Genomic DNA, 21,887 nt, shown 5'->3' on the forward strand with positions numbered 1-21,887 from the left:
ATTACTTATCCTTCAAGGGTAAAAGTGTCATCCCATGATTATTCAGTTCAATCCGACGAGCCTTATCAGGGTCGAGGTCGTCACGGTTCAACACCACTCGCCAGGTGTTGTTAGCGATATCGGGTGCCAGAAACATAGCTGCAACCGCTACATACTGCGCTTTTTCGTCCAGCGGCATATCAACGGACACCGCAGCCCCCGGGCGAATGCGGATATCTTTTTCAGCAAGCAGATCGGCTTTGATGGCCTGGCTGTCCTCGGCAAATAATGAGGGATAATCGGTACCGTCAAACGTTTTGCGATCCTGTAGCTGATAGATGCGCACTACCGTAGCCAATGGGGCACCTGCCGCATTGTTGTTTACCGCGTCCCGCGCCTGTATATCCAGATGCAGTATTTTCACCTGCTTATAAAAAATGGATTTTGTTACCGCAACGGTGCCATCACTCACTTTCTGGGTCAGTCCGCATCCGCTCAGGGTGGATATCATGATCAGCATCAGTAATGAAAAGCGTGTCTTACCAGCGATAATCGCCATGTTCATCGGTCTCCCTTCGGTGAAGATTTTCCTGAACACGCTGATAGCGGCCCAGATTAATTGTGATCATTTCAGTGTTGGCTGGTGCGGTTGATGCGACGCGCTGTGTCCGCATTACGGCGGTTCTGCCTAACAGAATACCGGTGCTTTTGGGCTGGCAGGAGAGTTGCGCATCAGGCAGTAGCGCGCGTAACACCGACAGTTGTAAACGCACATGCAACCGCGGTCCCAGATACACATGCAATAACGCCATCAAATCCGTGTGTAATTGCCCGCCGGGCAACCACTCGCGGGCTTCATCGGGGTTATCCGTCTTCAATTGCAGTAATACCTGACTGTTAACATCCACCGCGTGACTGCCCATTACCGGGCTGTTACTCATGCTGACGGGATAACGTGCGCTCAGAGCCAGTGGATTGCGCAAGGGGATACGGCAGCGGTCATGGGCTATCACACGGGCATCGGTTTCCGGTGCCAGCAACTGAACCAACGCAATAATGCCTTCACTGGTCCGCGTGGGCAGGCGCATCATGCCGGTTAGCGCCAGAAAGCGGGATACCGGCGTGGCGATATTCTGTGCACATCCCTCAATACCCAGACCACAAAGGCTCAACAGGTACTTAGACGTTTTATCCATACCGCCGGGAGAAAAGCTGGCCGGATAAGAGTACTTACGCCAGATGCGGTAGTACTGCGTGATCAGTCGGTGATTGAAGATATCCAGAAAGTCGCTTACCGCCTCATACCCCTCCCTGCGCTGGGTAATATCGTCGATATACGCGGTAGGCAGCGGCGACTCCACACCATACAGCCCCATAAAGGTGGTGCGGATGGTCGGCGGGAGGTGTGCATGCTCGGGTATTTCCACCCGTTTAAATTCACTGGCCGGAAACCCCATCCCCGGATGGGGGCGAAAACGCACCGGATCGTGCCTGACCTGCCAATGACTGCCCAACGGGGGGGCATCTGGCTGGCTTTGCTCCAGTAACTGACAGAAGCGATAAAACTGGGTATACGGCAGTTTATCCCACAGTTGTTCGATTAGCCGGGCAGGCGCTGATTGTGATTCTCTTTCCATCGGATACATTTCCCGGCAGGCTGAACGATAAGGGTGAGCTGATTGAACAAATGGATGTCAGCGTAAAGGGCAAAGAAACGGTTAAGCATCTCTCCGAACAGGTGAATGTCGCCTTCACCGGTAAAACCGTTGCCATCTAACGTCACTTCAATGTCGATACCCCGCAACAGGAACCCCTTTTCAAAACGCTGAGTCTGGTGGTGCTGCACCTGTTGAATGGCGTCAAGACGCCGGTTATTGAGCTCATCCCCCTGCCAGTTGTACAGCTCCAGCGTCCCACGCAGCACTTGTGCGCTGCTCATCAGGTTGAGATAGCTTGAACCCAGATGGCTCAATACGCGCCACTGGAAGTGATCCTCCGCCGGGGGATAAGAGGGTAGCGTAGGCTTACAGAGATTACGCACTTTCAGCGGCGTCTGTAACACCGCTTCGCAGCGGTCCAACAACGTGCTCTGTAACGCTTTGCGCGGTAGCTGGCCATTGGTGCCAGTGATTTTCAGCGACACCGCCTCACGGGTAAACAGTCGGTCCGCTTCCCACTGCTGACCCCCAAGGATAAGCCAGGTATCATGCAGTCCGGTCACACCTCGTTTTACACGGGTATGGTAATAGCGTTCCGGTGCATGACGTCGCTGCATTCCGCCGCGATGGCGAAAACTGGTAAAAGGAACATAGGTGGCATCGGATGTTCGCTGCGAACCGGTCACGGCGTCCACGGAGTAAATTTCGGTGTGCCCATCCTGCAAGCGGCGCGGGCGCAGCATATACTCACTTTCCAGCCCATTGATGGTTAGCGGGTCAGCTTCCAGCGAGAACAGATTAATCACCGGTACACAATGCAGGTTAAGCGCGTCATCCCTGACCGGCAGATCACTTTGCCACTGGCAATCAAACACCACGTCGATATCAAACCAGGCAATGCCCGCTGGCAGCGTCACGGTTTCCAGCCCGTTCAGATGCACGAACATAAACTTCTCGCGGAAGGTGAAATATTCCAGCAATAGCTGATAGCCGCTAAATGCGCTGTCGCCTTTGGGCCACAGCAGATCGTGGTCTGCAAAGCCACCGGGAGAAAACCAGCCATCCAGTTTTATCCGCTCAGCCTGATTGGGCAGACGCAAGTAGAGCGCAGCCTGACGCCGAGTCAGTGCCAGATGTAACGCACTACTGACCGCCGCCTCTCCCGCCAGATAAAAACACAAGCGACGTAAATCCACTTGCGACCAGTCAGCTTGCGGGCTGCATGCCAGGCGCAGGCGCAGCACCGAACGGCCGTCTGGTTCGGTTGCCATCACCACGGTTGAGACGGCGAGCGGGTTGAGTACCATATCGCGGGTAGTTCGGTACTGGCAGACGGTATTCTTCGGCCCTATGGGGCGGGAATAGATTTCCATTCCTGCGGGCACGGTTTCAGCCATTTTCATCGCCGGGACATCGGGGGTCAGCGCCACCACCGACAGCGAGGGAATGGTGCGCAGATAGTGCGGCCACAACATGCTCACCAGCCCTTCAGTGAACTCCGGCAGGTCGTCATCAATTTTTTCGCGCAATCGCCCCATGGAGAAGGCAAAACCTTCAAACAGGCGTTCAACATAAGGGTCAGGCGTACCGGGTTTATCCAGATCTAACATGGCTGCCCGGTCAGGGTGAGTTTGGGCAAACTCTTTCGCCGCATCACGCAAATAGCGCATTTCGGCGTCGTAATAACGCAGGGTAAGGTCTTTCATCGTTTTCTTTTTATCAGGATAGGGTTATCGATTAACCACACAGCACCGCAGCCCGTGCCGGGTCGAGGGCAACTAATCCAGCGAGCAGGTTTTCCATCTCGCTATGCAGGCGTGATTTGTCCGACTCTGTCCGGCTGGCTTTCATGCGCAGCAATTTCAGGCGACGGGCTTTCACTTCAAACAGCAATTCCGGTTCCCATTGGGTCAGCGTCATCCGGGCGGCATTCCCCTCCAGTTCACCCAGTAAATGCAGCGCCATGTCATTTTTGCCATACTGCTCGGCGACCCGCGCCATCAGCAGCCGGATCAGCCACTGATGGCGTGGCGTGCGGGCACCTGGACGGTTCTGCAACCAGTTCAGCGCCGCTTCCACACCTTCGCTATCCGCCTGCGCCAGTGCTTCCGGCTCCAGTTGCAAAATATCGTCATCACCCGCCGTGCTGGCAGAGGCGGCAGATTCACTGCCCCAACTTTCGGCGGCCATGACGTGCTGGTTTATCCAGTGCAAGGACACCTCATCAGCAAAAGGCGTACCATCACTGAATGCCAGACCTTCGAGCCCCGGCAAGCGGGTCAGTAGGCCATTCAAATCCTGCTTAATGATGTCAGCCCAGCGTTCGTGCGGCCCACCTATTTTGATCAGTGCCTGATGGGTATACCACTGGAGATCCAGCCACAAGTGATTGACGCCCTGAGCAAACAGGATGTCAGTTTGCTCAAGCAGCTCCAGCCAGCTTTGTTGCAGATAAAGGCGTTTCAGCAGTGCGCGGTTCTCCAGCTTCGGCGGAGCCAGACGGGTACATCCGTCAGCGGCCAGCGGCGGCAGTTCATGCAAGGTGTCCAGACGAATGCTTTTCATCAGATGATGGCCCGACAGCCAGCCGTTCGGCTGGTCGCGCAAAAAACCCGCCAGCAGTTTTGCCTGATCGAGCAAATCACGCCCGGAGGTGACGGCCTTCAACGCCGGAGTATTAGGTGCAGCGTGACGAGGGAGACTGCTGTTTTGGGGGATAACGGCATCAGGGCCGCCGGACTGCATTAGCCGGTTTTCCAATGCCGCGTAAAGGGCTGCGAGCTGAGGGCGGGTGGATTCATCCCAACCACCAACACTTTCCTCGGTTAACACCAATGCACCCACAATGCGTTCAAAGTCAGCTTTTGTAACTTCTGGGTACAGTGACAGGCTATCCAGCACCCGACTCCCCGCCAACCATTCCAGTGCCAGTTTGCGGCTGTTGCCACGTTGCGGATGCAGTGCATCACCAAAACGTTGGATCAACCCAGCTAGCAGGGCCAGACCATCCGCTAACCCGCTTTCGCCATCGATGTGCAGCCGCGCCCAGATATAGTAGGTCGCGATGCGCACATCCTTGCTCACCCCGGTCAGCAGCTTCTCTGCCAGTGCACAGACCAAACCGGTGTCTGCGCCGGACAGTTTGTTCACCTCTTCACGCATCTGCTGAAAGTCATCGTCATAACCGGGGTCATCACCTACCGGTAAGTCCGGGGCAATGGGAACCAACCATTTTTCCCAGAGCAAGATCTGCTGCTGTACCGGTTGCGAAAGCGCCTGCTGTTCGGCATGGCAGGCGCTGAGTAAGGTGTGCAACGTAGCCATCAGTATCCCTCTTCTGTTGCGGTATCCATTTTCTGAGCGCCACCGGTGGCGTCCACGCTGAATATTTGCGTCGGTAAAACAAAATTACGCAGTTTCAGTAACGCCAGCGGACCTTCTCCGGCCTCGGTTCGTAGGGTGTAATTCAGCGGCCTGCCATCTGGCGCTTTCCAGGTAAGATTAAAGCTGCTGTTGACCCCCTGATACGGTGTGACCTGAGCCTTGTCCAGTAAACGGATCCACCCCCAGGCCCCAGAGAGATCAGCAAACTGTCGGGTACCGGCCTGAGTACTTATCCAGCTCAGGCTGGCACCAGGCGCTTCGGTATCATGGGGCCAGGTGAGACGTTTCCAAACTGGCAACTGGTTGTAATAGCTGAGCTTCTGGCTGTCGATCACCAGATCAGTTTGCATCACATCTTTAGCGGTTCCGGGGCGCAGTTCAAAGCGGATGCCCGCTTCACCATCGGCAAACACCACATCAGACAAATAACTCAACTGATCTACGGCTTTCAGGAACGCCGGGTTAAATGTCAACCCCTGAGCATTGATGCTGTCCGGTACCCAATGGCTGCCCTCTTTGTGCAGCACGCCATTCAACCGAGTTTGCAGGAAGCGGGCGATACGGCCACTGTCGCTGTTGAGATAACGTGCCAGCAGCGGAAGTGATACTTCACTGCTGGTATCTTTTAAGGGATAACGCCCGCCGAAGGTACTGTTCCAGTCATCGACAATAGATGCCTGCCACTGGGCATTCAGGCTCTGGGCCGCAGGCGTTAATACCTGCTGCCACGCCTGTTCCATCGGCTGGACAAATACCGTCTGGCCAAATCCACTCCACTCCTGACCGAGGCTGGCGGCAACCAGGCTGCCGTAATCGCGGGTTTCGGTCAGATCGACCGCTTTACCCTGAAATACCGTCTGCGCCAGAGTCTGAGTCATGGCCTGAGGATCGGCGGCATTCACCACCTGCTGAAGTTTAAGCCGTACCTGAGTAACGCGGGTCAGGAAGGTTTGTAGGCTGAGGTGGGTATTGCCCTGTCCGCCGGCCTTGACATCCATCAGCGCCAATACCGGGCCGAAAGTGGCATCCAGCGGCCCCTGTGCCCCCGCTTGCTGATCAATGGCGGGCTGCCCATCGCGGTTTAACAGATTTTTGGCCGATTTCACCAACGAGTCAGACAACGCCTCACCGGTTTGCCCGGTTTTCCCCTGTACGCTCAGGGTGTTCATTAACGCCACCAGAGGGGACTGACGCACGTCGGCCATCAGGGTGAGCTGGTCGATGGAGTCCGATAGCGTCTGTGCCTGCTGCCAGTGCAGACTGTTGAGAAAATCCAGCCAACGGGTGGAAAAGTCAGCGAAATAGCGCGCCTTCAAACGTGCCTGAAGAGCTTCGGGAGAATCCTGCTGCAACGCGGTATTTTTACTGTCACTCAGCACCCAGTCCATCTCTTCCCGACGCTCACTGGCCACTTTTTCAATCGCCGGTTTTACCGCATCATCCCAGGCTTTACGGGTGAACATGCCTGGCACGACGGCATCGGTGGTAAAGATCCGTTCAGCATCGGTATCGCCCGTCATATCAGACAGGCGCAGATCAGCATACTGATTCGCCACCTGAGCTAGCATTTTCTGATAGAGCGAAGATTCACTGTTACGCGCCCCCATCTGACGGATCAGCCGGGTACGTACCTGACTGACCAGGTTTTCATCCAACTTCAGACGCCAGGCTGGGTGCAGGGAAAGATTACGGGCATAAAAATCCAGCAGCGCCGGACCACTGCCCTGCCAGAGATTATCCGGCACACCACTGCGCTGTGGCCAGTCATGAAGCAGCGCGGAGCTAAACCATGGCGCATCCATTTTCTCCGGACGCGCCAGCATCAAATAGAGTTTTAACTGCTCATACGCGGGTTTCACCAGCGTGTCGCGCAGCGGAGAGTCAGGGGGAAGCTGCGCCATGGTGATGAGTTGTTTTTCCAGGTGACGAGCGGCGGCATCACGCAGCAGAGGGGTGGCGCTGGCCCAATAATGTGGCCAGAGTGCGGCCAGCAAAGCATCATTCTGGCTCAGACCAAACCGGCTGTACCACGGTGCGCCCTGTTGCTGGCGATACTGCAATCTGCCTAATGTGTGTTGCAGATCCAGTTGCGCTTGCAGACGCGCCGGAAGAGGCTGCTGTACGTTAGCTGCTCGTTTGACCTGAGATTCACTGGCATTAATCGTGTCTCGGTTGACCAGGAATGACATCACCATACCCGCGCCCCACAATACCATGATGCCAGCCATCGCCATCGCCAGCGTTTTACGCCAGGCAAACCCCAGCTTTTTCGCGGCTAAGCCTGCGGGCAATAATGGCAGTGAATCAATCAACACATCCCAGCGGTTATCCTTGCCCCAGTGGTGCTTCACGCTGCGTTTTGCATCGACAGATGCCGGGCTGAAGATAACCCCCGCCAACGGTGAAGGGCGATAGGGATTCAGCAGTGTAGCAAGGGGGCCTGCGACAGAATCTGGCTGACGCGCTAACTGATCGGCCAGTTGCAACAAGAATGGATGCTGCGTGTTGCGGCTAATCTGTTGTGTACCCTGCTCAATCAGCGACGGCAACAGCCCGGCAAGTTGCGTACTCAGTTCGTCCGGTTTACACCCTACTGGCAGCAAACACCCCACGGATTGCGTGATGCGATCAGCCCCGTCATCGGCATGCAATGACCAGACATACAGCGGTAGCCGCCAGCCGAGGAGTTCATAGCGTGAAGCGAACGCCTGCGCCACGCTGTCCATCATATCGGTGGAAAGTGTTGTTTTAGATTCTTTCTGACCTAGCGCAGTGCGTTGAGCCAAGGCTGAGGTCACCCAGACCACGCCATCCAGCGGCCGGCGGCGCAATTTACGCAAAGCACTCAGCCAGGCACTATCGGCCTGCGCCCCCAGATCGCCGCCCCACAACAGCACGGTGCCACTGTCTTCCTGCCAGTATTGCGACGTCAGGCCTGGAGTCAGTTGCTCCACATCCGCCGCACTGCCGGTGAGTAAGAGAATGCGCACTTTACGAGGCCAGAAGCGGCCGTATAGCTTCTGGAGAGCCTGTTGCAGTTCACGGATCCAGGCACTACTAACAGCCAGATGTTTTAACTGTACTTTCTGAACAGCTACGTTCTTTTGCTCATTATCTACTTTCCGAAAGAATCTCAGCCTAGAACCTACAGCAATTAATGAACGCCGACTGGCAAGCGCTAAGGAGAGAAAAAAGGAAACTGATAGAATGGCGCCTCCAACCAGTAACTTATCTTTCGCGGAGGTCCATCCCAACTCATTCCCCCAAAAATAAAAAAGCAAAAACAAAAAAGCCATGAAAACAATAACAAAAAACACACCAGAAAATTTAATAATAAAAGCTTTCATTTTATAGCCCACCCTTATCATCGGCGGCTAAAGTGAGAAAATAGGACACAATTAAAGAATCATGGTATTTATTTATAAGCAAGTAACGTCCTGGTTCAAGAAACTCCTTCACGTACTTAATCTGTAAAACCTCAGTTACCGGCTCACATAAACATAGGTAATCAGCAGTATTAATATAATTAAATGACATCAATGCACTCTCAGACATGAAATCAGATGTTTTTATCACAATGTCATTTTTTTCTTTGTCACTTAGACCAGAATATAAAACACCTGACAACTGATTATTGCAGGATACTTCGCCCCAAATAATTGATTTGTCTATACCATCCCACCCAATTTCAGGTCGATAGAGAGAGTCAAAGGATAATCCTTTATTTTCAATGCTCTCGCTATTTTTTCCAAATAATAAAATAATTGTCTCAGATTGATTGTCAATACTGTCACTGATCAGTTCATTTCCATGCAAATGAGCAGCAATGAGAATAATATATTCACTTTGTCCCTCATCTAACCATGAATCTAACGATTCATATACACTATTACCAAACAGAATATTTGAAAAAGGGAAAATGAGATTAAAGCGCTTATCCCACAATTTTTCCAACTGCAGTTTCAGATCATCAGAAAAGACAGATATGATAGTCAACATAGCACCTGGCGGTAACAGAGTTATATGTGTATAGATATCTTCTAGCAACTCAGGCATCATTTTATTAAAAAGGGACTGCATCCTTTCTTCATACTGTTTTTTCTCATTAATGTTATGTACAAGTGAAGAAAAGGCGAGATACCGTGACATATGCGTAAATTTAGGTGTATATCTAACCGGTAAGAGATAGTTATTCATTGCATCAGTAGCGTTCCCACTAATATCAGGAAACTTAACCTTTATATCAATAAGTTTAAGATGAACTCTTCCTTTTTGCAGTAACGCTTGATAATAATCAGTGCGTGTTGCATTCCAGTATTCCTCCTCTAAGTTACTGCCATTCCATAATAATAACCTAAAAGTAAAAATCCCGCCCCAAAGTAACAAAGGTATTAACAACAGTTCTGACCATAAAATATAAGGGTTTTTAGACAGATATTGTGAAAAGAAACCCAGAAAAATGCATAGATAAACTATGGTTATCAATAATAAGATACAGCCCCATAGCCATAAAGATGGTGTCCTAGTAGTTGTTTTTATCTCAGCAGGTATATCGAAAATGTTTACTGGCATGCCCTTATTCCTTGAGTACACGCGAACCAGAGGAGATAAGCGTAGCGCCACAAGCACAATAATGCCCCTCTAACGCAACGGGGAGCCCATTATCGCAATGGTTTTCGTCACCTTCAATGATGCTATTTATGCCATGTTTTGGGCAAGAAACTCTATCTAATTTACGAGTAACAAGCCTGCCATCAATAGAGACTTGAGCTGAGCCAGTTAACACCACACCACCATGAGATGTTTTATCTCCAACACAAATGGTTTTCCTCATAAAATAACACCTCTTCCAAAAACAAATATACTAATTATTAACAACAACTTCCGGTAATCTTTTCAGCAGGTCAGGTTTAAACTGTTCAGGATCATCAACCATTATCCACTGGCCACTAGAATTTCTTTCTTGTATTTTTTCAGGTTTTTTGTAGGTTCCAGTTTTAGGGTCTACCTCAACGACCTGATCTTTCCCTATAAATTTAAATGCAACTTCAATATTAGAGTCCATATAGTAATCTTTTATTTTTCTAAAACCCTTAGCATAGTAATCAACATCTCCACCACTAGCTGAATAAGGAAAACCATTCAATCTAATTAATGTATCGTAAGTTTTACTATAGAATAAAATATCATAATAGCCTTCATGCTGTTGCGAATTTAGCTGTAAACCTTCAAATGTACAAGCTGAGTAAAAAAGTAAATAATCCGGTGAGTCTTTTAAAATAGAGTCCAATTTCCCTATGCAAAGCAGAGGATATTCGACTCCGTTTTGTGTTAAATTAGTTAGCAAAAATTGAGATATTCTATTATGTCTTTTAACCCGAATTACCTGCTGATACTGAGAGGTTTTCTCAAGGAGACCATCATAGATACCACCCGGCACTACCACCTGTTTACCATCAAAGATACCAAGCCATAGATCCTGTTTTTTATTTACAAGCCAATACTGGTTTTTAGATAACCTCTTTTCTCTTTTATCATCGGGTAATTTATTTTGTTCATCTTTATATTGGGTATTTTTTTGCTTCTGCTCATTATCGAATATACTTTGCATAAGTTCACTTGAATTATTTCCCCAAGTTTCCTTGCTGATTACAGGAAATTTATCATTTGACCAACAAACATGTGTTACTAATATAAAAAAAATAGCCATTAAGTATTTCATTATTAACCCTCAGGGATAATTGAAACCATCAATAAAAGGAACGGGATCTATACGATCAAGCATACCAGCCCTTGAAGGGTTACGTGTTCTCACCTCAAAATGCAGATGAGCTCCCCTAGCAATGCTGGTCATCCGGCTAGCGTTTCCAGTACTGCCAGTTTTACCAATGCAGTCACCGCTATTTATCGGACTGTGAAGCGATAGATTAAGGCTGACTTCAGAAAGATGCGCATAGAAGAAATAAACCTCCCTCAAATTATGACAAAGGGATTTCTTTGATAGCGGCAAATCATCAGCCTGAACAACAATACATAATTGTTGTCCATAATCACCCCTATTAGTGATAAAAGCTACACGCCCATCCGCCACGGCATAAATAGGTGTTCCAGGTTCCGCAGCAATATCAACTCCTTGATGGGCTCTCGGTGCCCCATTGGCACCAATCCTGACAGAACTTCCAAAACTTGCGCTTCTTGCACTACGTAATCCATGGGTTCTTATACGACATATAGCCAGTGGGTTACGCCATTGTATTATAGCACTAGAATCAGCTCTAGCAGGGGTATTAGATGTTGTTACGGTACTACTACTTGTGCTTGTGTTTGCTGGAGTGCCAGTGTTTGCGGACTGGTTAACTCTAGCATTACTACTAGAAGTCTGCGTCCTTAATGCTGGCAAATCAGTTTTAACATTAAAGTCCGGATTTAGTTTCTTTATGATATCTTTAATAGAATAAGTTTTACCTGTTGGTTTTAACCTGAAATGCTCTGGAACAACAGTGGCATTATAAAAATTCACCATCCATGCAATAAAAGCTGTTCTGTATGTTTCATCAATAGAAAGGTATCTCTTTTCCTTTTCTCGATTATTTACATTACTCTGAAGTCGAGTTTGAAAAGAACTCTCAGAATAAATTTTATACTTTTCCCCCGTGATTTTTTTATTCATTATAATATCATATGCACCACTTTCACCATTCATGTGGATCAAGTAGGCTAGTTTTACTAACTCGTCAGGACATAACGATGATACACTTGATAATCTCTTGCTAAGATTATCAATACCCTGTCTATCATATAAGCCTATCATGTCAATATTATACTCTTCATTGCTACGCAAACTTAATACCACTTCTTTATTAATTTCCTCTTCTTTTACCTCACCAGTAGGAGAAATCACAGTACCGTAGAGCCCCTCGTTCTTATATATGATTGTCTGATAAGCGTATTTTTTGGTCAAATATTTGTATACTTTAGATTGTGCGTTTGTACTCATAACTAACCAAGTAACTGGCTTAAACTGCCCTAGGCCTACTGCACCCGAACCTATTGTATTAGTTGCGTTGGCCTTCCACCTAGATTCAGCATAAATAAGTGCAGCTAGACCTTCCGGCAGGAAATCATATTTTTTTGCTGTTTCAATAATATAACTGCGATACTTCTCCGCCAGTGGAGGTAGGAGCAGCCCCTCACTGACATTACCTATATTACTGACACTGGTGGGTATTCCACCTTCAGTGCGGGTAGTCTGATTGATCGGTAGCGTCTGGCTCGCTGGAAGCTTATTGGGTGTAGACTTTGAGGGAGTAGCCGGTGTGGTTAGGGGGGTATTATTGTTTTTGGCTTTTTCTTTTTCCTGCTGCTTGGTAGATTGCTGAGTACCTGTTTTCACCAAGGTACTTCCCTTGACCACCATCTCTCTTGAGCTTATTCTCAGGGTTTTATTACCTAATGGTGCTTTGGGATGGTTAGCAATAACTATAAATTGTTTTTTATCTAGGTGCTGTAATTCGACCTTAATACCTTTGGTACTGTCCTCAATAAGGATCCCGGCCACGGAACCGTTGCCATCGGTAATATAGTCGCGAGTTTTACCATCAAAAGTCAGTTTGAGCTTGGTATCTTTAAGTGGCCGCCACCTGAGATCACAAATATTTAAATTAAGCTGTGTATCATATGTTTTTTCCTTTGAAGGTAGCACCAACATCTGCCCTGGATGAATAATGTGTTGTTTTGCCTTGGTGTTAAGACCGTTAATGCTATTAAGATCGTTAATTTCAACACCAAAGCGACGGCTAATCTTCCATAAACTGTCACCCGGTTGAACAGTATATTGCTCCATTATCACTCCTCCTTCAAAGTATTAAACTCTTCATCGTATTGCGGGCCATGATCATCATCAAACGACTCATCATCAGTTTCTTCATCAGGTGCCTCGTCATCATCAGTGAAGAGACTAGTCCATACATCATCACCAATAATGGCATGAAAACTTTTGTTATCCTGCAACTCGAAAACCCCAGTTTCACCATCACCAAATGTGGATGACCACAGGTTTTCTTTATTATCACTGTCAAATAGCCTGACCTTCATGACTGACGGTGCTGCATTACCCTGCGCATCTAATAACATAAACTTGATTGCCTGAGGGCCACTGCCTGGTAACTCTGGTAGAGTCGACTCTATAGATGCGGGGCCACTGTATAAAAGTTTGCTTTGCTTCATGGTGATATCACCAGGGCAACCCAATTCAATATTGCCACCTGAAAGGCGAATATAAGCCCCACCGGCACAGTTCAACGTCACCGTATTCGCTGCTGTCAAGGTGATATTATCAGTGGTACTGGTTAGTGAAATATTATGCTTAGCAACGATATCAATATTTCCTGACTGTGCCTGAGAAATAAGATCGCCTTTTGACGCAATCGTCTCGACGCCCTCACTTTCTGTAAAGAGAGATATCTTCTTAACCGCCGCTAAAGAGATATTTTGCATCGCTCCCAGTTCGGCACTTTGACCTGACGTCATATAGATATTGTCACTGGCGGCCACTTGAAAATGACCACCGCTCGCCAATGCAACCCCTTCAGGGGCACTTGCAAGTAACACAGCCTGTTTAAGTTCAAGCAGCTTTTCCTCCATTAATTTCTGTTGCTGCTCGTAATGTAAGACTTGAGCCTTTGCCACTTGTGCCGATTGAGAAAGCGACTCCATCCGGCTAAGAGCTTGAGACAGCAATGCCTGCATAGCCGCCATATCCAGCATCTCCCCCCCCGCAGATGGCTGTTTATCCGCACTGATAAACACCCCTTTGCCCCCACGTACCGCTACCCAATCATCGGTACGCAGCTCGGCACCTTCGCCCCGTAGATTGCGCTGGGCATCTACATTGTGCCCGAGGTTCAATTGGGTCTTGCCGCCGTACTCGGTGCTGAGCTTGATATGCTCTTCGCCGCGTTTGTCTTCCATGCGCAGCTTGTTGAACGCAGGAGTACGGATCACGTTGCGGGTGTTATTTTTTTCGGTCACATGGTCGGTATGACGCGAGTCGTGCAGGGCATGAGCGATATACGGGCGGTCCGGGTCACCGTCATGGAAGGCTATCGCTACCTCGGTGCCCTGTATCAGCGGGAAGTGAATGCCGTACACATCGCCACCGTAAGGTTTGGCAAGTCGCAGCGGCATACTCTCCTGCCCCTGTGCTTTATCATCCTGATCTGCATCAAATTTCACCCGATACAAACCGGAGGTGTCCTGCCAGGCATAAATATCGTTGGCCTTCGCGCTGGTCACCCGCGCCATCATGGTGCCGCTGACTTTTGGACGGGGAAGCAATGCCGGGCGCCAGCACAGAGTTTCACTATACGGAACCGCGGCGAGTGTCACTTTCAGTGCATCTTTACGGCTGGCGCTAAACCCAGTGCGAACCACGACCATCGGTTGTGTCAACAACTCCGGCAGGGTAGATGGGATTGATGCGTCGGTTACCGTCAGTACCTGGGCAGGATGTAATGTTGGATCGGTGCTAAGACCGGTGATCAGCGTTTGTGCTGATAAAAAACGCTCATGATCGAGGCGGGCAAGGAAGTTGGCGGTTTCCGCTGTAGGGTCTATTTTATCGCCGGTATCCAGATGGCGCGGTTTGTAGTGATACACTTCACCATAAGTGACCCCTTCACCGTCGCCGCGCGTCATGTCTGCTCGGGTGGACTGCAACACCTTCTGCGCTTCACGGTAGTTGTAATCTTTCGCAGTAACGCTGGCCTCAACGACATTGTGATGTACATTCAGTCCCCAGACTGACTCTACTCCGCTGTCACTCATGCCTGACGGGCTATTCAGCGGCAGAGATTTACCAAACTCATAGGCACTCTGCTTATCAGCAAAATGCACCACTTCAGTCTGGGTGTCTGGCTGCAAAGTGAAGAAATAAAATATCCCCATCTCTGAGAGCAACCGCTCAATAAATTTAAGGTCTGTCTCTTGATACTGGTTTATTTGCTCACGTTTTGGGTAGGTCTGTTTCAGCGTGAACTCATATTCCCAGTCCTTCAGGCCATGTTCTTGAAGTATCTGCTCGACAACTTCGGGTACCGATTTATTAACAAAGAAACGGTGTGTTCGGTACTGGTTATCCAATAATACGATGAAAGGTTCTAGCGTGATCTGATAATTAACCTGGTCGGCTGAACCCGATATCCGGCGAAAATCGGTGATAACACCGTGTACCACTTTCTGTTCCATCAAACTCTGCAACAAGCCAGTTCCCATCGTCAGCGTTGCTGGTTTGCGCAGTAATTGGTCCGCATCAATATTTTTGTCTGTGCTGGTGAACAGTATATTGTAGTGATATGTATTGCTGAGCCCCTCATTGCCGCTGAAATCTTCGACGTCCAATGGTGACAGGCAGGAAGGAATATCAAGGCGGTAGCGATTCAGAGTAGTTCCGGTGAGTTTTGATAATGTGTTCTGTAGCGTATTAGTAAGATTCATGGGTTTTACTCCGTGGTAATAACCTGCTTATTTCAAGTACAAAACAGGCAAAACCTACCTTTATCGTTAAATTTTGCTGGCGACGGATGGCTCATCATATTCGCGTTTAGTTAGCGGCACGTCATAAGCCCTTCTATTGAGCATTTCAAATCCCAATACAAAATGTCTTGGATGGTTACCCTTATCTTTGGACTCAATAACGAGTTGAACAATAAAAGGTCCGGTGGAGGTATCAGGAAGATGATAAAACGAAGGTGGGATACAAAGTTTCCCATCTATAATTGTTAGATTAGGTTCATCTGTGAATGTCCCTTCTTTAGGGGGGGCACTCCTGAGATTAATAGATATAAAAACAGGCTGATAATCTTGTGCATTAGGAATAAAGAAGCATACCGAATCACCATTCATGTAGGTGCTGGCCGTCTCAGAGGGGTAATACTTCATTTTTCCCCATGGACATCCTGTTAACATCAATAAGCAAAATAAAGACAACATCGTGAAAAATAGGAAACGCAGTTTGTTTCTTATCACCAAGGAAACCCTCGCAGTACATTTCGGTATGATTTTCTTATTACAATTTCAGAAATATCGCCATCTAGAGTAATAATATTATTTCTTCTCAATCGCCTCCAGGCACTATAATCACGCGCCTGCAATGTAAAGTTATCCGCAATAATTTGCGCTTGTTGCTCCATGGGATATTCGCTTAACAGCCGTCCATCGAGTTTATATCTGTAACTGACCAGCCAACTAACCAGCCCTCTCGCAATGACATTCATTCCTTTGGCTCGCTGCCATACATGGCTCATTTCATGAATGAACAAATGTTGTAAATTATCTGTTGTCTGCGAGAAATCATCCCGGTACTCATTACGGAAATAAATCTCACCATTCGGCGTCATTGCTGTATGTTCATCTTGCAGATTAAAAGGCAGGTAACTACCATGATGGATCCAGACAGTGTGGTACTCGATAGTTGATCCGAAAACTGACCTCGCCAGCTCCGTCTCTCCCGAGGTCAGCAACCGGATACCCCCTTCCTTTAATGTGTCCTTATTTTCCTCAGTCATCACCAAACTCCAACGTGATCCCTTCGGCTTCATCCCAGCCCAACGTCAACGAGGTAGTGCGCTGTTGCTCGCTCATACGGCTTAACAGTTGTTGGCTCAGCACCGGCAAGATTTGCTGATTCAGCAGGCTGTCGATGTTGCGCGCGCCGGTGTCGGGCAGCAGGCAGGCAGCGACCAGCGTGTCGTACAGGCTTTCTTCAATAGTGCATTGCAGGCCGTAATGTTTGTTCAGGCGTTTAGCGACCTGTGCCAGTTTCATTTCAACGATGGTACGCAGCGCGGTGGCATCCAGTGGGCGGTAGATCAGGGTCTGGAAGCGGGCCAGCAAGGCAGGCTGGAAGTGGTCGCGCAGGATCGGGCACAGCAGTTCGTGCAAATCACTGTGAGTCGCTTCCGGTTGTTCATCGAGCAATTGCATAAGATGATCACTGCCCAGATTGGCAGTCATCAGGATCACGGTGTTACGAAAATCAATTTCGCGCCCTTCACCGTCGCGCATAAAGCCACGGTCAAACACCTGATAGAACAGGTTGATGACATCGGCGTGCGCTTTCTCAACTTCATCGAGCAGCACCACGCTGTACGGGCGCTTACGCACTGCTTCGGTCAGAATGCCACCCTGACCGTAACCGACATAGCCCGGTGGCGAGCCTTTGAGCTGGGAAACGGTGTGCGCCTCCTGATATTCGGACATGTTGATGGTGATCAGCGATTTCTCGCCACCGAACAGTGTGTCGGCCAGTGCCAGCGCGGTTTCGGTTTTACCCACCCCACTTGGCCCGACCAGCAGGAACACCCCCAGCGGGCCATTTTCGGACGTCAGACCGGTTTTGGCGGCGCGCAGGCGTTGCGCCATCTCAACCAGCGCTGCATCCTGACCGACCACGCGGGTCGCGAGATGGTTTTCCAGTTGCAACAAATCGGTCTGTTCGTCTTTCAGCAGGCTACTCAGCGGCACGCCGGTCCAGTCGGCGATAACCGTTGCCACAGTACGCACATCAACATCCAGCGACAGCAGCGGCGCATTGCCCTGAATCTGGCTGAGTTCTGCCTGCAACGTGGCCAGATGTGCCGCGTTGGCGATATCCTGACGCGCGTCGATAATCAGGGTGGTGAGGCGTTGCTCTGCTTCATATTGCTGTGCAAGCTGCTGCTGTCCAACCAGCAGTGCTGTGCGACGTTGATCAATCTCAGATAAGCGCGTTGAACCGATGTTCGGCAGCAGGAGTAAATCCTGTTCAATGGCCTGTTGCTCCATCGCCAATGCAGCCAGTTCGGCGTTAATTTCCATCAGCGCTTCTGGCAGGGTGTCGATGCTCATCCGCACGCGGGCACCGGCAGTGTCGAGCAGGTCCACCGCTTTATCCGGCAGTTGGCGGCCCGTCAGGAAGCGCCGCGATAAGGTAACCGCAGCGGTAATAGCAGAATCCAGAATGTGCACGCCGTGGTGCTGGGCGTAACGGCCTTTTAAGCCGCGCAGCATCAGGCTGGCTTTGGCATCGTCCGGCTCGTCAACTTTCACCATCTGGAAGCGGCGTTCCAGAGCGGCATCCCGTTCAAAATACTGTTTGTATTCCGACCAAGTGGTAGCAGCGATGGTGCGCAGTTCACCACGCGCCAGTGCTGGTTTCAGCAGGTTGGCGGCATCTGCGCCACCGGCCTGATTACCGGCACCGATGATGGTATGGGCTTCGTCGATAAACAGCAGCACTGGCGTCGGTGATTGTTGTACCGCCTCGATAACATTTTTCAGGCGCTGTTCGAACTCGCCTTTGACCCCAGCCCCGGCTTGCAACAGGCCCAAGTCCAGGGTGCGCAGGCTGACGGTTTTCAGGCTATCCGGTACGTTACCTTCGGCAATTCGCAGCGCCAGCCCTTCAACCAGCGCGGTTTTACCCACACCCGGTTCACCGACCAGAATCGGGTTGTTTTTACGGCGGCGCGACAGGATATCGACCATCTGGCGGATCTCGGTATCGCGACCAAAAATTGGGTCAATCTGCCCGGTTTTCGCTTTGGCGGTGACGTCCAACGTAAATTTATCCAGCGCCGCTTGCAGGGCGTCATTGAGTTGCTGCTGGCCGCTGGTAGAGGGAGTAGTCGCTGCCTCATTGGTCAGATTGACCGGGTTGTCTGCCAGTGCCGCAGCCTGCTGAACTTCAGGGCGCTCGTCGGATTGGCTGTCCAGCAACGGTAACAGGCGGTGTAACTGGGTGGTGCTCAGGCTGAGCAACGGCCATCCCGCCTCTGCGGTCAATAATGATGGCGAATTTATCAGGGCAGATAACAGATGAACGGAACGCACCGCATCAGCATTTTCCTGCAACGAGGCATCCAGCCAGGCACTTTTGATCAGTTGCTGTAACGCGGCTGACAACTGAGGTTTGCCCTGCACCGTGCGCGGCAACGTATCCAGATGGGCCAGCAACCCCTGCCACAGGCTGTCCATGTCCCACTCATAACGCCGGGCAATCACCGTGATATCGCCTTCACCCTGTTCCAGCAATTTCAATAACCAGTGTTCAACGGTTATCTCGGCATGGGCGCGGGTCTGACACAGGGTTGCAGCACCGGCCAGTGCCTGCGCGCAATAGGGATTTAACCGACGTAATAAGTGTGCTGAATGCGTTGTCATAAATTTTCTTCCTTGTATGCGAAACCTAGTACGTTAGCCGGTTTCAACTGGCGTTATTGTCGCCGTCAGTTTGTACACGGACAGCGCGCAAGGCCCGGAGCGTACACGCAGTACGTGACGGCGCCGAGCACTGCCCAGGTGCAAAATGGCAAGTAAAATAGCCAGATGAAGCTGGCTTCGGGCACGCTACCGCCCATAGCCATAAACCAAGGCCCATAAGGTCATCTGATAAAATGTCAGTGCGTTTAGCGAAATACCGAGGCGCCGATGCTCAGCTAAAAACACAAAAAGCAGACGGCGAACCGCCTGCTGCTGCGGGTTACCCTAAATAATTCGTGTTGCAGGCAGGCGGCAAGTGAACGAATCCCTGGGAGCATAGATAACTATGTGACCAGGGTGAGCGAACGTCGCCAACGCACCTGCGGCGCGAAGAATGACGGGTAATTACGCGGTAGTACGCTCGTTCCAAGAATCGGAATGAATGATGTTGCCGTCTTTGTAAGTCCAGGTGATTTTTTCGTAACGCAACTCAATGGCTTCGAGGTGATTGTGTTTCTCTTTGGCCGGATCCTTGATGTCGTGCATCTTCGGTGCCACTTTCACCAGCTTCACGTTCTCAAGCTTGGTATTGAAATATTCCACTTCCTGGCCCGCATCGTTAATGCGATACCATTTGAACTCAGCGGATTTCAGGGTCTGGCCGGTGGTTACCGCTTTGTACAGGTACGGGCTGGATGAGTCGATTTCCTTGGTGAACAGGAACGGGGTATGGATACGGGTGCCGGTCAGCTTGCCCGTGTTGTTGTCTGTCGGGATATACAGGTTATGTTCCTGTGCTACGATCTCAATGCTGCCTTCGCGATCTTTAACATCTACGGAACCTTTAATGTCCGCACCGCCATCATCTTTCAGCCACAGATATACTGGAATTGCCATGGTTTACTTCTCCATTTCTTGAGTTGAGACGTCACTTTCATCCTGTGACGCTGTTTTTACGCCTGGCAGGCGACAGGCATCGGCCTGCGGTACCAGACTGATTTCGACACGGCGGTTGAGCGCACGGCCCGCTTCCGTATCGTTAGATTTCAGAGGACGACTCTGGCCATAGCCCTGGACGGCAAAGCAGCTTTCTGGAATATCCCCGGTATCGCGCATCCAGTTGCGTACCGATTCCGCCCGCTTAAGCGACAGAGCCTGATTCGACTTATCATCACCCGTAATATCGGTGTGCCCCGCCACCACGATCAACCAGCCCGGCTTGGCTTTAATCCCAACCAGCGCATTGATAAGCACTTTGGTGGAGCCAGATTTGAGCATTGATTGACCCACGTCAAAGAGCGACAGGCTATCCAGACGGAGGGTTTGGGATCCCTGAACGATTTGATTGATCACCGGTGGTGGTGGCAGTGGCGGAGTCCAGCTATTGATAGCGATATCCAGCGGAGCCCTAAGCCGCAGCCCTTGATACAAACCCAGTGACAAACGCATGGGTGCACCACGGCGTAACCAGTCATCCAGCAAGTGTGCATCCGCACGCAGTTGCTGCTGAGCCAGAGCCTTAGGGGCAGGAGGTGTACCCGTAAGCCGGTTGTATAACGACAAATGATCGCTGACGCTCTGCACCAGACGCTGGTTATTGATAAAGGATGCCAGCAGGGCAAAGAGTAAAAATACACCGCACAGCACACCGGCCATCTGACAGGTCAGCATCAGACGTGAGACGCCGCGGCGGCGAGGCAGATAAGGTAGTAACACCTCTGGCAACGGCAGGTTATCTTCTGGGGTGGCAACCCTCGGCGTCAGCGTGGTTACCTCACTAATGTGTGCCTGCCACAGGTTATTCTGACGCCCTGCAACCGGTGTAAAGCAGCAGCCCCATGTGCACGGGGTAAGCGCAGGTACATCCCCTTGCCGCTGTGTCAGGATGCTCAGAACATGTTCATCAAGCCAGGACAGAAGACTCTCCATCCAGAGTACGGAGCTCAACCTTTCCTGAACGTTGCAGGACTCTTGATACTGACTCCATTGAACCAGCGGCATGATGCCTGCCCCCGCTTCTTGAACCTGAATGCCTTTCTGCCCCGGAGTGACCGTATACCACCGTTCGGCCTGCGCAGATGAAGCCACAGGTGGTGAAAGCCAGGTGCCTAACCAGACCGGAGGGATCCCCCCAAGCCATCCTTTGCACTGCACGATAGCCCGTTGCCAGGCACGCAGGGATTGTGAAAAATCATCCAGGCTCTGATGTTGCTCTGGCACGATAGCCAGTAATACCGAGATCTGCGCAATCAGCGCCGGGCGTTCAGCCGCCAGATGTTGCGCGAGTATTGGCAGTTGTTCTGGTAGCTTCACTGCCAGATACCAACCCTGACGCGTTTCACGAAAAGATGCCGAGGTGGAAAACAGGGCATCGCTGTCACCACAAACCAGTATTACCGCGCCCTGAAAATCTTCAGGTGGCAGTGTTGAATCGGCAATGGATTGGTGAGCCACTTTATTGCCGTTGTACTTGCGCCACTGAAAGTAACCGACCGCAGCACAGAGGATGACAACCAACATGCTCAGTGCCACACGACTGCCCATTCCCAACGGCCAGAAACCCAGGATAAGCCACAGTGCCAGGCATGCCCCCAGCAGTAGCAGGAGTAACTGTGTTAATCCGCGCAT

The 21,887-nt window shown here is 50.4% G+C and carries 15 protein-coding genes; all 15 read right to left on the reverse strand.

What is annotated here, in order from left to right; genetic code table 11:
- Position 1: 1 nt before the first annotated feature.
- On the reverse strand, positions 2–538 hold the full coding sequence (gene tssJ / locus EL015_RS13125; protein WP_277871570.1) for a type VI secretion system lipoprotein TssJ: 537 nt from the start codon (positions 536–538) through the stop codon (positions 2–4).
- Positions 519–1,625 carry a type VI secretion system baseplate subunit TssG gene (gene tssG, locus EL015_RS13130; RefSeq protein WP_032906424.1) on the reverse strand — a complete coding sequence of 369 codons (1,107 nt, stop codon included), beginning with the start codon at positions 1,623–1,625 and terminating at the stop codon, positions 519–521. Before tssG ends, tssJ begins: the two co-directional genes overlap by 20 nt.
- Positions 1,580–3,343, reverse strand: coding sequence for a type VI secretion system baseplate subunit TssF (gene tssF, locus EL015_RS13135; RefSeq protein ID WP_005185457.1), 1,764 nt, complete (start codon positions 3,341–3,343; stop codon positions 1,580–1,582). The genes tssG and tssF overlap by 46 nt, the downstream gene beginning before the upstream one ends.
- Before the next feature lie 31 nt (positions 3,344–3,374).
- Positions 3,375–4,961 carry a type VI secretion system protein TssA gene (gene tssA, locus EL015_RS13140; RefSeq protein ID WP_032906423.1) on the reverse strand — a complete coding sequence of 529 codons (1,587 nt, stop codon included), beginning with the start codon at positions 4,959–4,961 and terminating at the stop codon, positions 3,375–3,377.
- A complete protein-coding gene (locus tag EL015_RS13145) occupies positions 4,961–8,368 on the reverse strand; it encodes an ImcF-related family protein (protein WP_005185454.1) in 3,408 nt (1,135 codons plus the stop codon). Before EL015_RS13145 ends, tssA begins: the two co-directional genes overlap by 1 nt.
- 1 nt (position 8,369) lies before the next feature.
- Positions 8,370–9,593 (reverse strand): hypothetical protein, encoded by a 1,224-nt coding sequence (locus EL015_RS13150; protein ID WP_032906421.1) that lies wholly within the window; start codon positions 9,591–9,593, stop codon positions 8,370–8,372.
- A gap of 4 nt (positions 9,594–9,597) precedes the next feature.
- On the reverse strand, positions 9,598–9,855 hold the full coding sequence (locus tag EL015_RS13155) for a PAAR domain-containing protein (RefSeq protein WP_071984982.1): 258 nt from the start codon (positions 9,853–9,855) through the stop codon (positions 9,598–9,600).
- 30 nt (positions 9,856–9,885) lie between these two features.
- Positions 9,886–10,743: a hypothetical protein gene (locus EL015_RS13160; RefSeq protein WP_005185450.1), complete on the reverse strand. Its 858-nt coding sequence runs from the start codon at positions 10,741–10,743 to the stop codon at positions 9,886–9,888.
- A 9-nt stretch (positions 10,744–10,752) separates the two neighbouring features.
- Positions 10,753–12,864: a peptidoglycan DD-metalloendopeptidase family protein gene (locus tag EL015_RS13165; RefSeq protein WP_005185441.1), complete on the reverse strand. Its 2,112-nt coding sequence runs from the start codon at positions 12,862–12,864 to the stop codon at positions 10,753–10,755.
- Between the two features lie 2 nt (positions 12,865–12,866).
- Complete coding sequence (locus EL015_RS13170; RefSeq protein ID WP_005185437.1) at positions 12,867–15,515, reverse strand: type VI secretion system Vgr family protein; 2,649 nt, start codon at positions 15,513–15,515, stop codon at positions 12,867–12,869.
- Positions 15,516–15,581: 66 nt separating this feature from the next.
- Positions 15,582–16,046 carry a putative T6SS immunity periplasmic lipoprotein gene (locus EL015_RS13175; RefSeq protein ID WP_226718878.1) on the reverse strand — a complete coding sequence of 155 codons (465 nt, stop codon included), beginning with the start codon at positions 16,044–16,046 and terminating at the stop codon, positions 15,582–15,584.
- The gene (locus EL015_RS13180; protein ID WP_032906419.1) at positions 16,043–16,585 is read right to left on the reverse strand and encodes a hypothetical protein; all 543 of its coding nucleotides are present in this window, start codon (positions 16,583–16,585) and stop codon (positions 16,043–16,045) included. Before EL015_RS13180 ends, EL015_RS13175 begins: the two co-directional genes overlap by 4 nt.
- Positions 16,578–19,220, reverse strand: a complete 2,643-nt coding sequence (gene tssH, locus EL015_RS13185) for a type VI secretion system ATPase TssH (protein ID WP_005185428.1) — start codon at positions 19,218–19,220, stop codon at positions 16,578–16,580. Before tssH ends, EL015_RS13180 begins: the two co-directional genes overlap by 8 nt.
- A gap of 444 nt (positions 19,221–19,664) precedes the next feature.
- A complete protein-coding gene (gene hcp / locus EL015_RS13190; RefSeq protein ID WP_004711812.1) occupies positions 19,665–20,156 on the reverse strand; it encodes a type VI secretion system effector Hcp in 492 nt (163 codons plus the stop codon).
- 3 nt (positions 20,157–20,159) lie between these two features.
- On the reverse strand, positions 20,160–21,887 hold the full coding sequence (locus tag EL015_RS13195) for an OmpA family protein (RefSeq protein WP_005185424.1): 1,728 nt from the start codon (positions 21,885–21,887) through the stop codon (positions 20,160–20,162).

The sequence above is a fragment of the Yersinia intermedia genome, assembly GCF_900635455.1.
Lineage (GTDB): Bacteria > Pseudomonadota > Gammaproteobacteria > Enterobacterales > Enterobacteriaceae > Yersinia > Yersinia intermedia.

Excerpts from the sequence above, each read along its gene's own strand:
- tssJ (WP_277871570.1), bottom strand. The coding sequence starts at position 538 with ATGGCGATTATCGCTGGTAAGACACGCTTTTCATTACTGATGCTGATC.
- tssG (WP_032906424.1), bottom strand. The coding sequence starts at position 1,625 with ATGTATCCGATGGAAAGAGAATCACAATCAGCGCCTGCCCGGCTAATC.
- tssF (WP_005185457.1), bottom strand. The coding sequence starts at position 3,343 with ATGAAAGACCTTACCCTGCGTTATTACGACGCCGAAATGCGCTATTTG.
- tssA (WP_032906423.1), bottom strand. The coding sequence starts at position 4,961 with ATGGCTACGTTGCACACCTTACTCAGCGCCTGCCATGCCGAACAGCAG.
- EL015_RS13145 (WP_005185454.1), bottom strand. The coding sequence starts at position 8,368 with ATGAAAGCTTTTATTATTAAATTTTCTGGTGTGTTTTTTGTTATTGTT.
- EL015_RS13150 (WP_032906421.1), bottom strand. The coding sequence starts at position 9,593 with ATGCCAGTAAACATTTTCGATATACCTGCTGAGATAAAAACAACTACT.
- EL015_RS13155 (WP_071984982.1), bottom strand. The coding sequence starts at position 9,855 with ATGAGGAAAACCATTTGTGTTGGAGATAAAACATCTCATGGTGGTGTG.
- EL015_RS13160 (WP_005185450.1), bottom strand. The coding sequence starts at position 10,743 with ATGAAATACTTAATGGCTATTTTTTTTATATTAGTAACACATGTTTGT.
- EL015_RS13165 (WP_005185441.1), bottom strand. The coding sequence starts at position 12,864 with ATGGAGCAATATACTGTTCAACCGGGTGACAGTTTATGGAAGATTAGC.
- EL015_RS13170 (WP_005185437.1), bottom strand. The coding sequence starts at position 15,515 with ATGAATCTTACTAATACGCTACAGAACACATTATCAAAACTCACCGGA.
- EL015_RS13180 (WP_032906419.1), bottom strand. The coding sequence starts at position 16,585 with ATGACTGAGGAAAATAAGGACACATTAAAGGAAGGGGGTATCCGGTTG.
- tssH (WP_005185428.1), bottom strand. The coding sequence starts at position 19,220 with ATGACAACGCATTCAGCACACTTATTACGTCGGTTAAATCCCTATTGC.
- hcp (WP_004711812.1), bottom strand. The coding sequence starts at position 20,156 with ATGGCAATTCCAGTATATCTGTGGCTGAAAGATGATGGCGGTGCGGAC.
- EL015_RS13195 (WP_005185424.1), bottom strand. The coding sequence starts at position 21,887 with ATGCGCGGATTAACACAGTTACTCCTGCTACTGCTGGGGGCATGCCTG.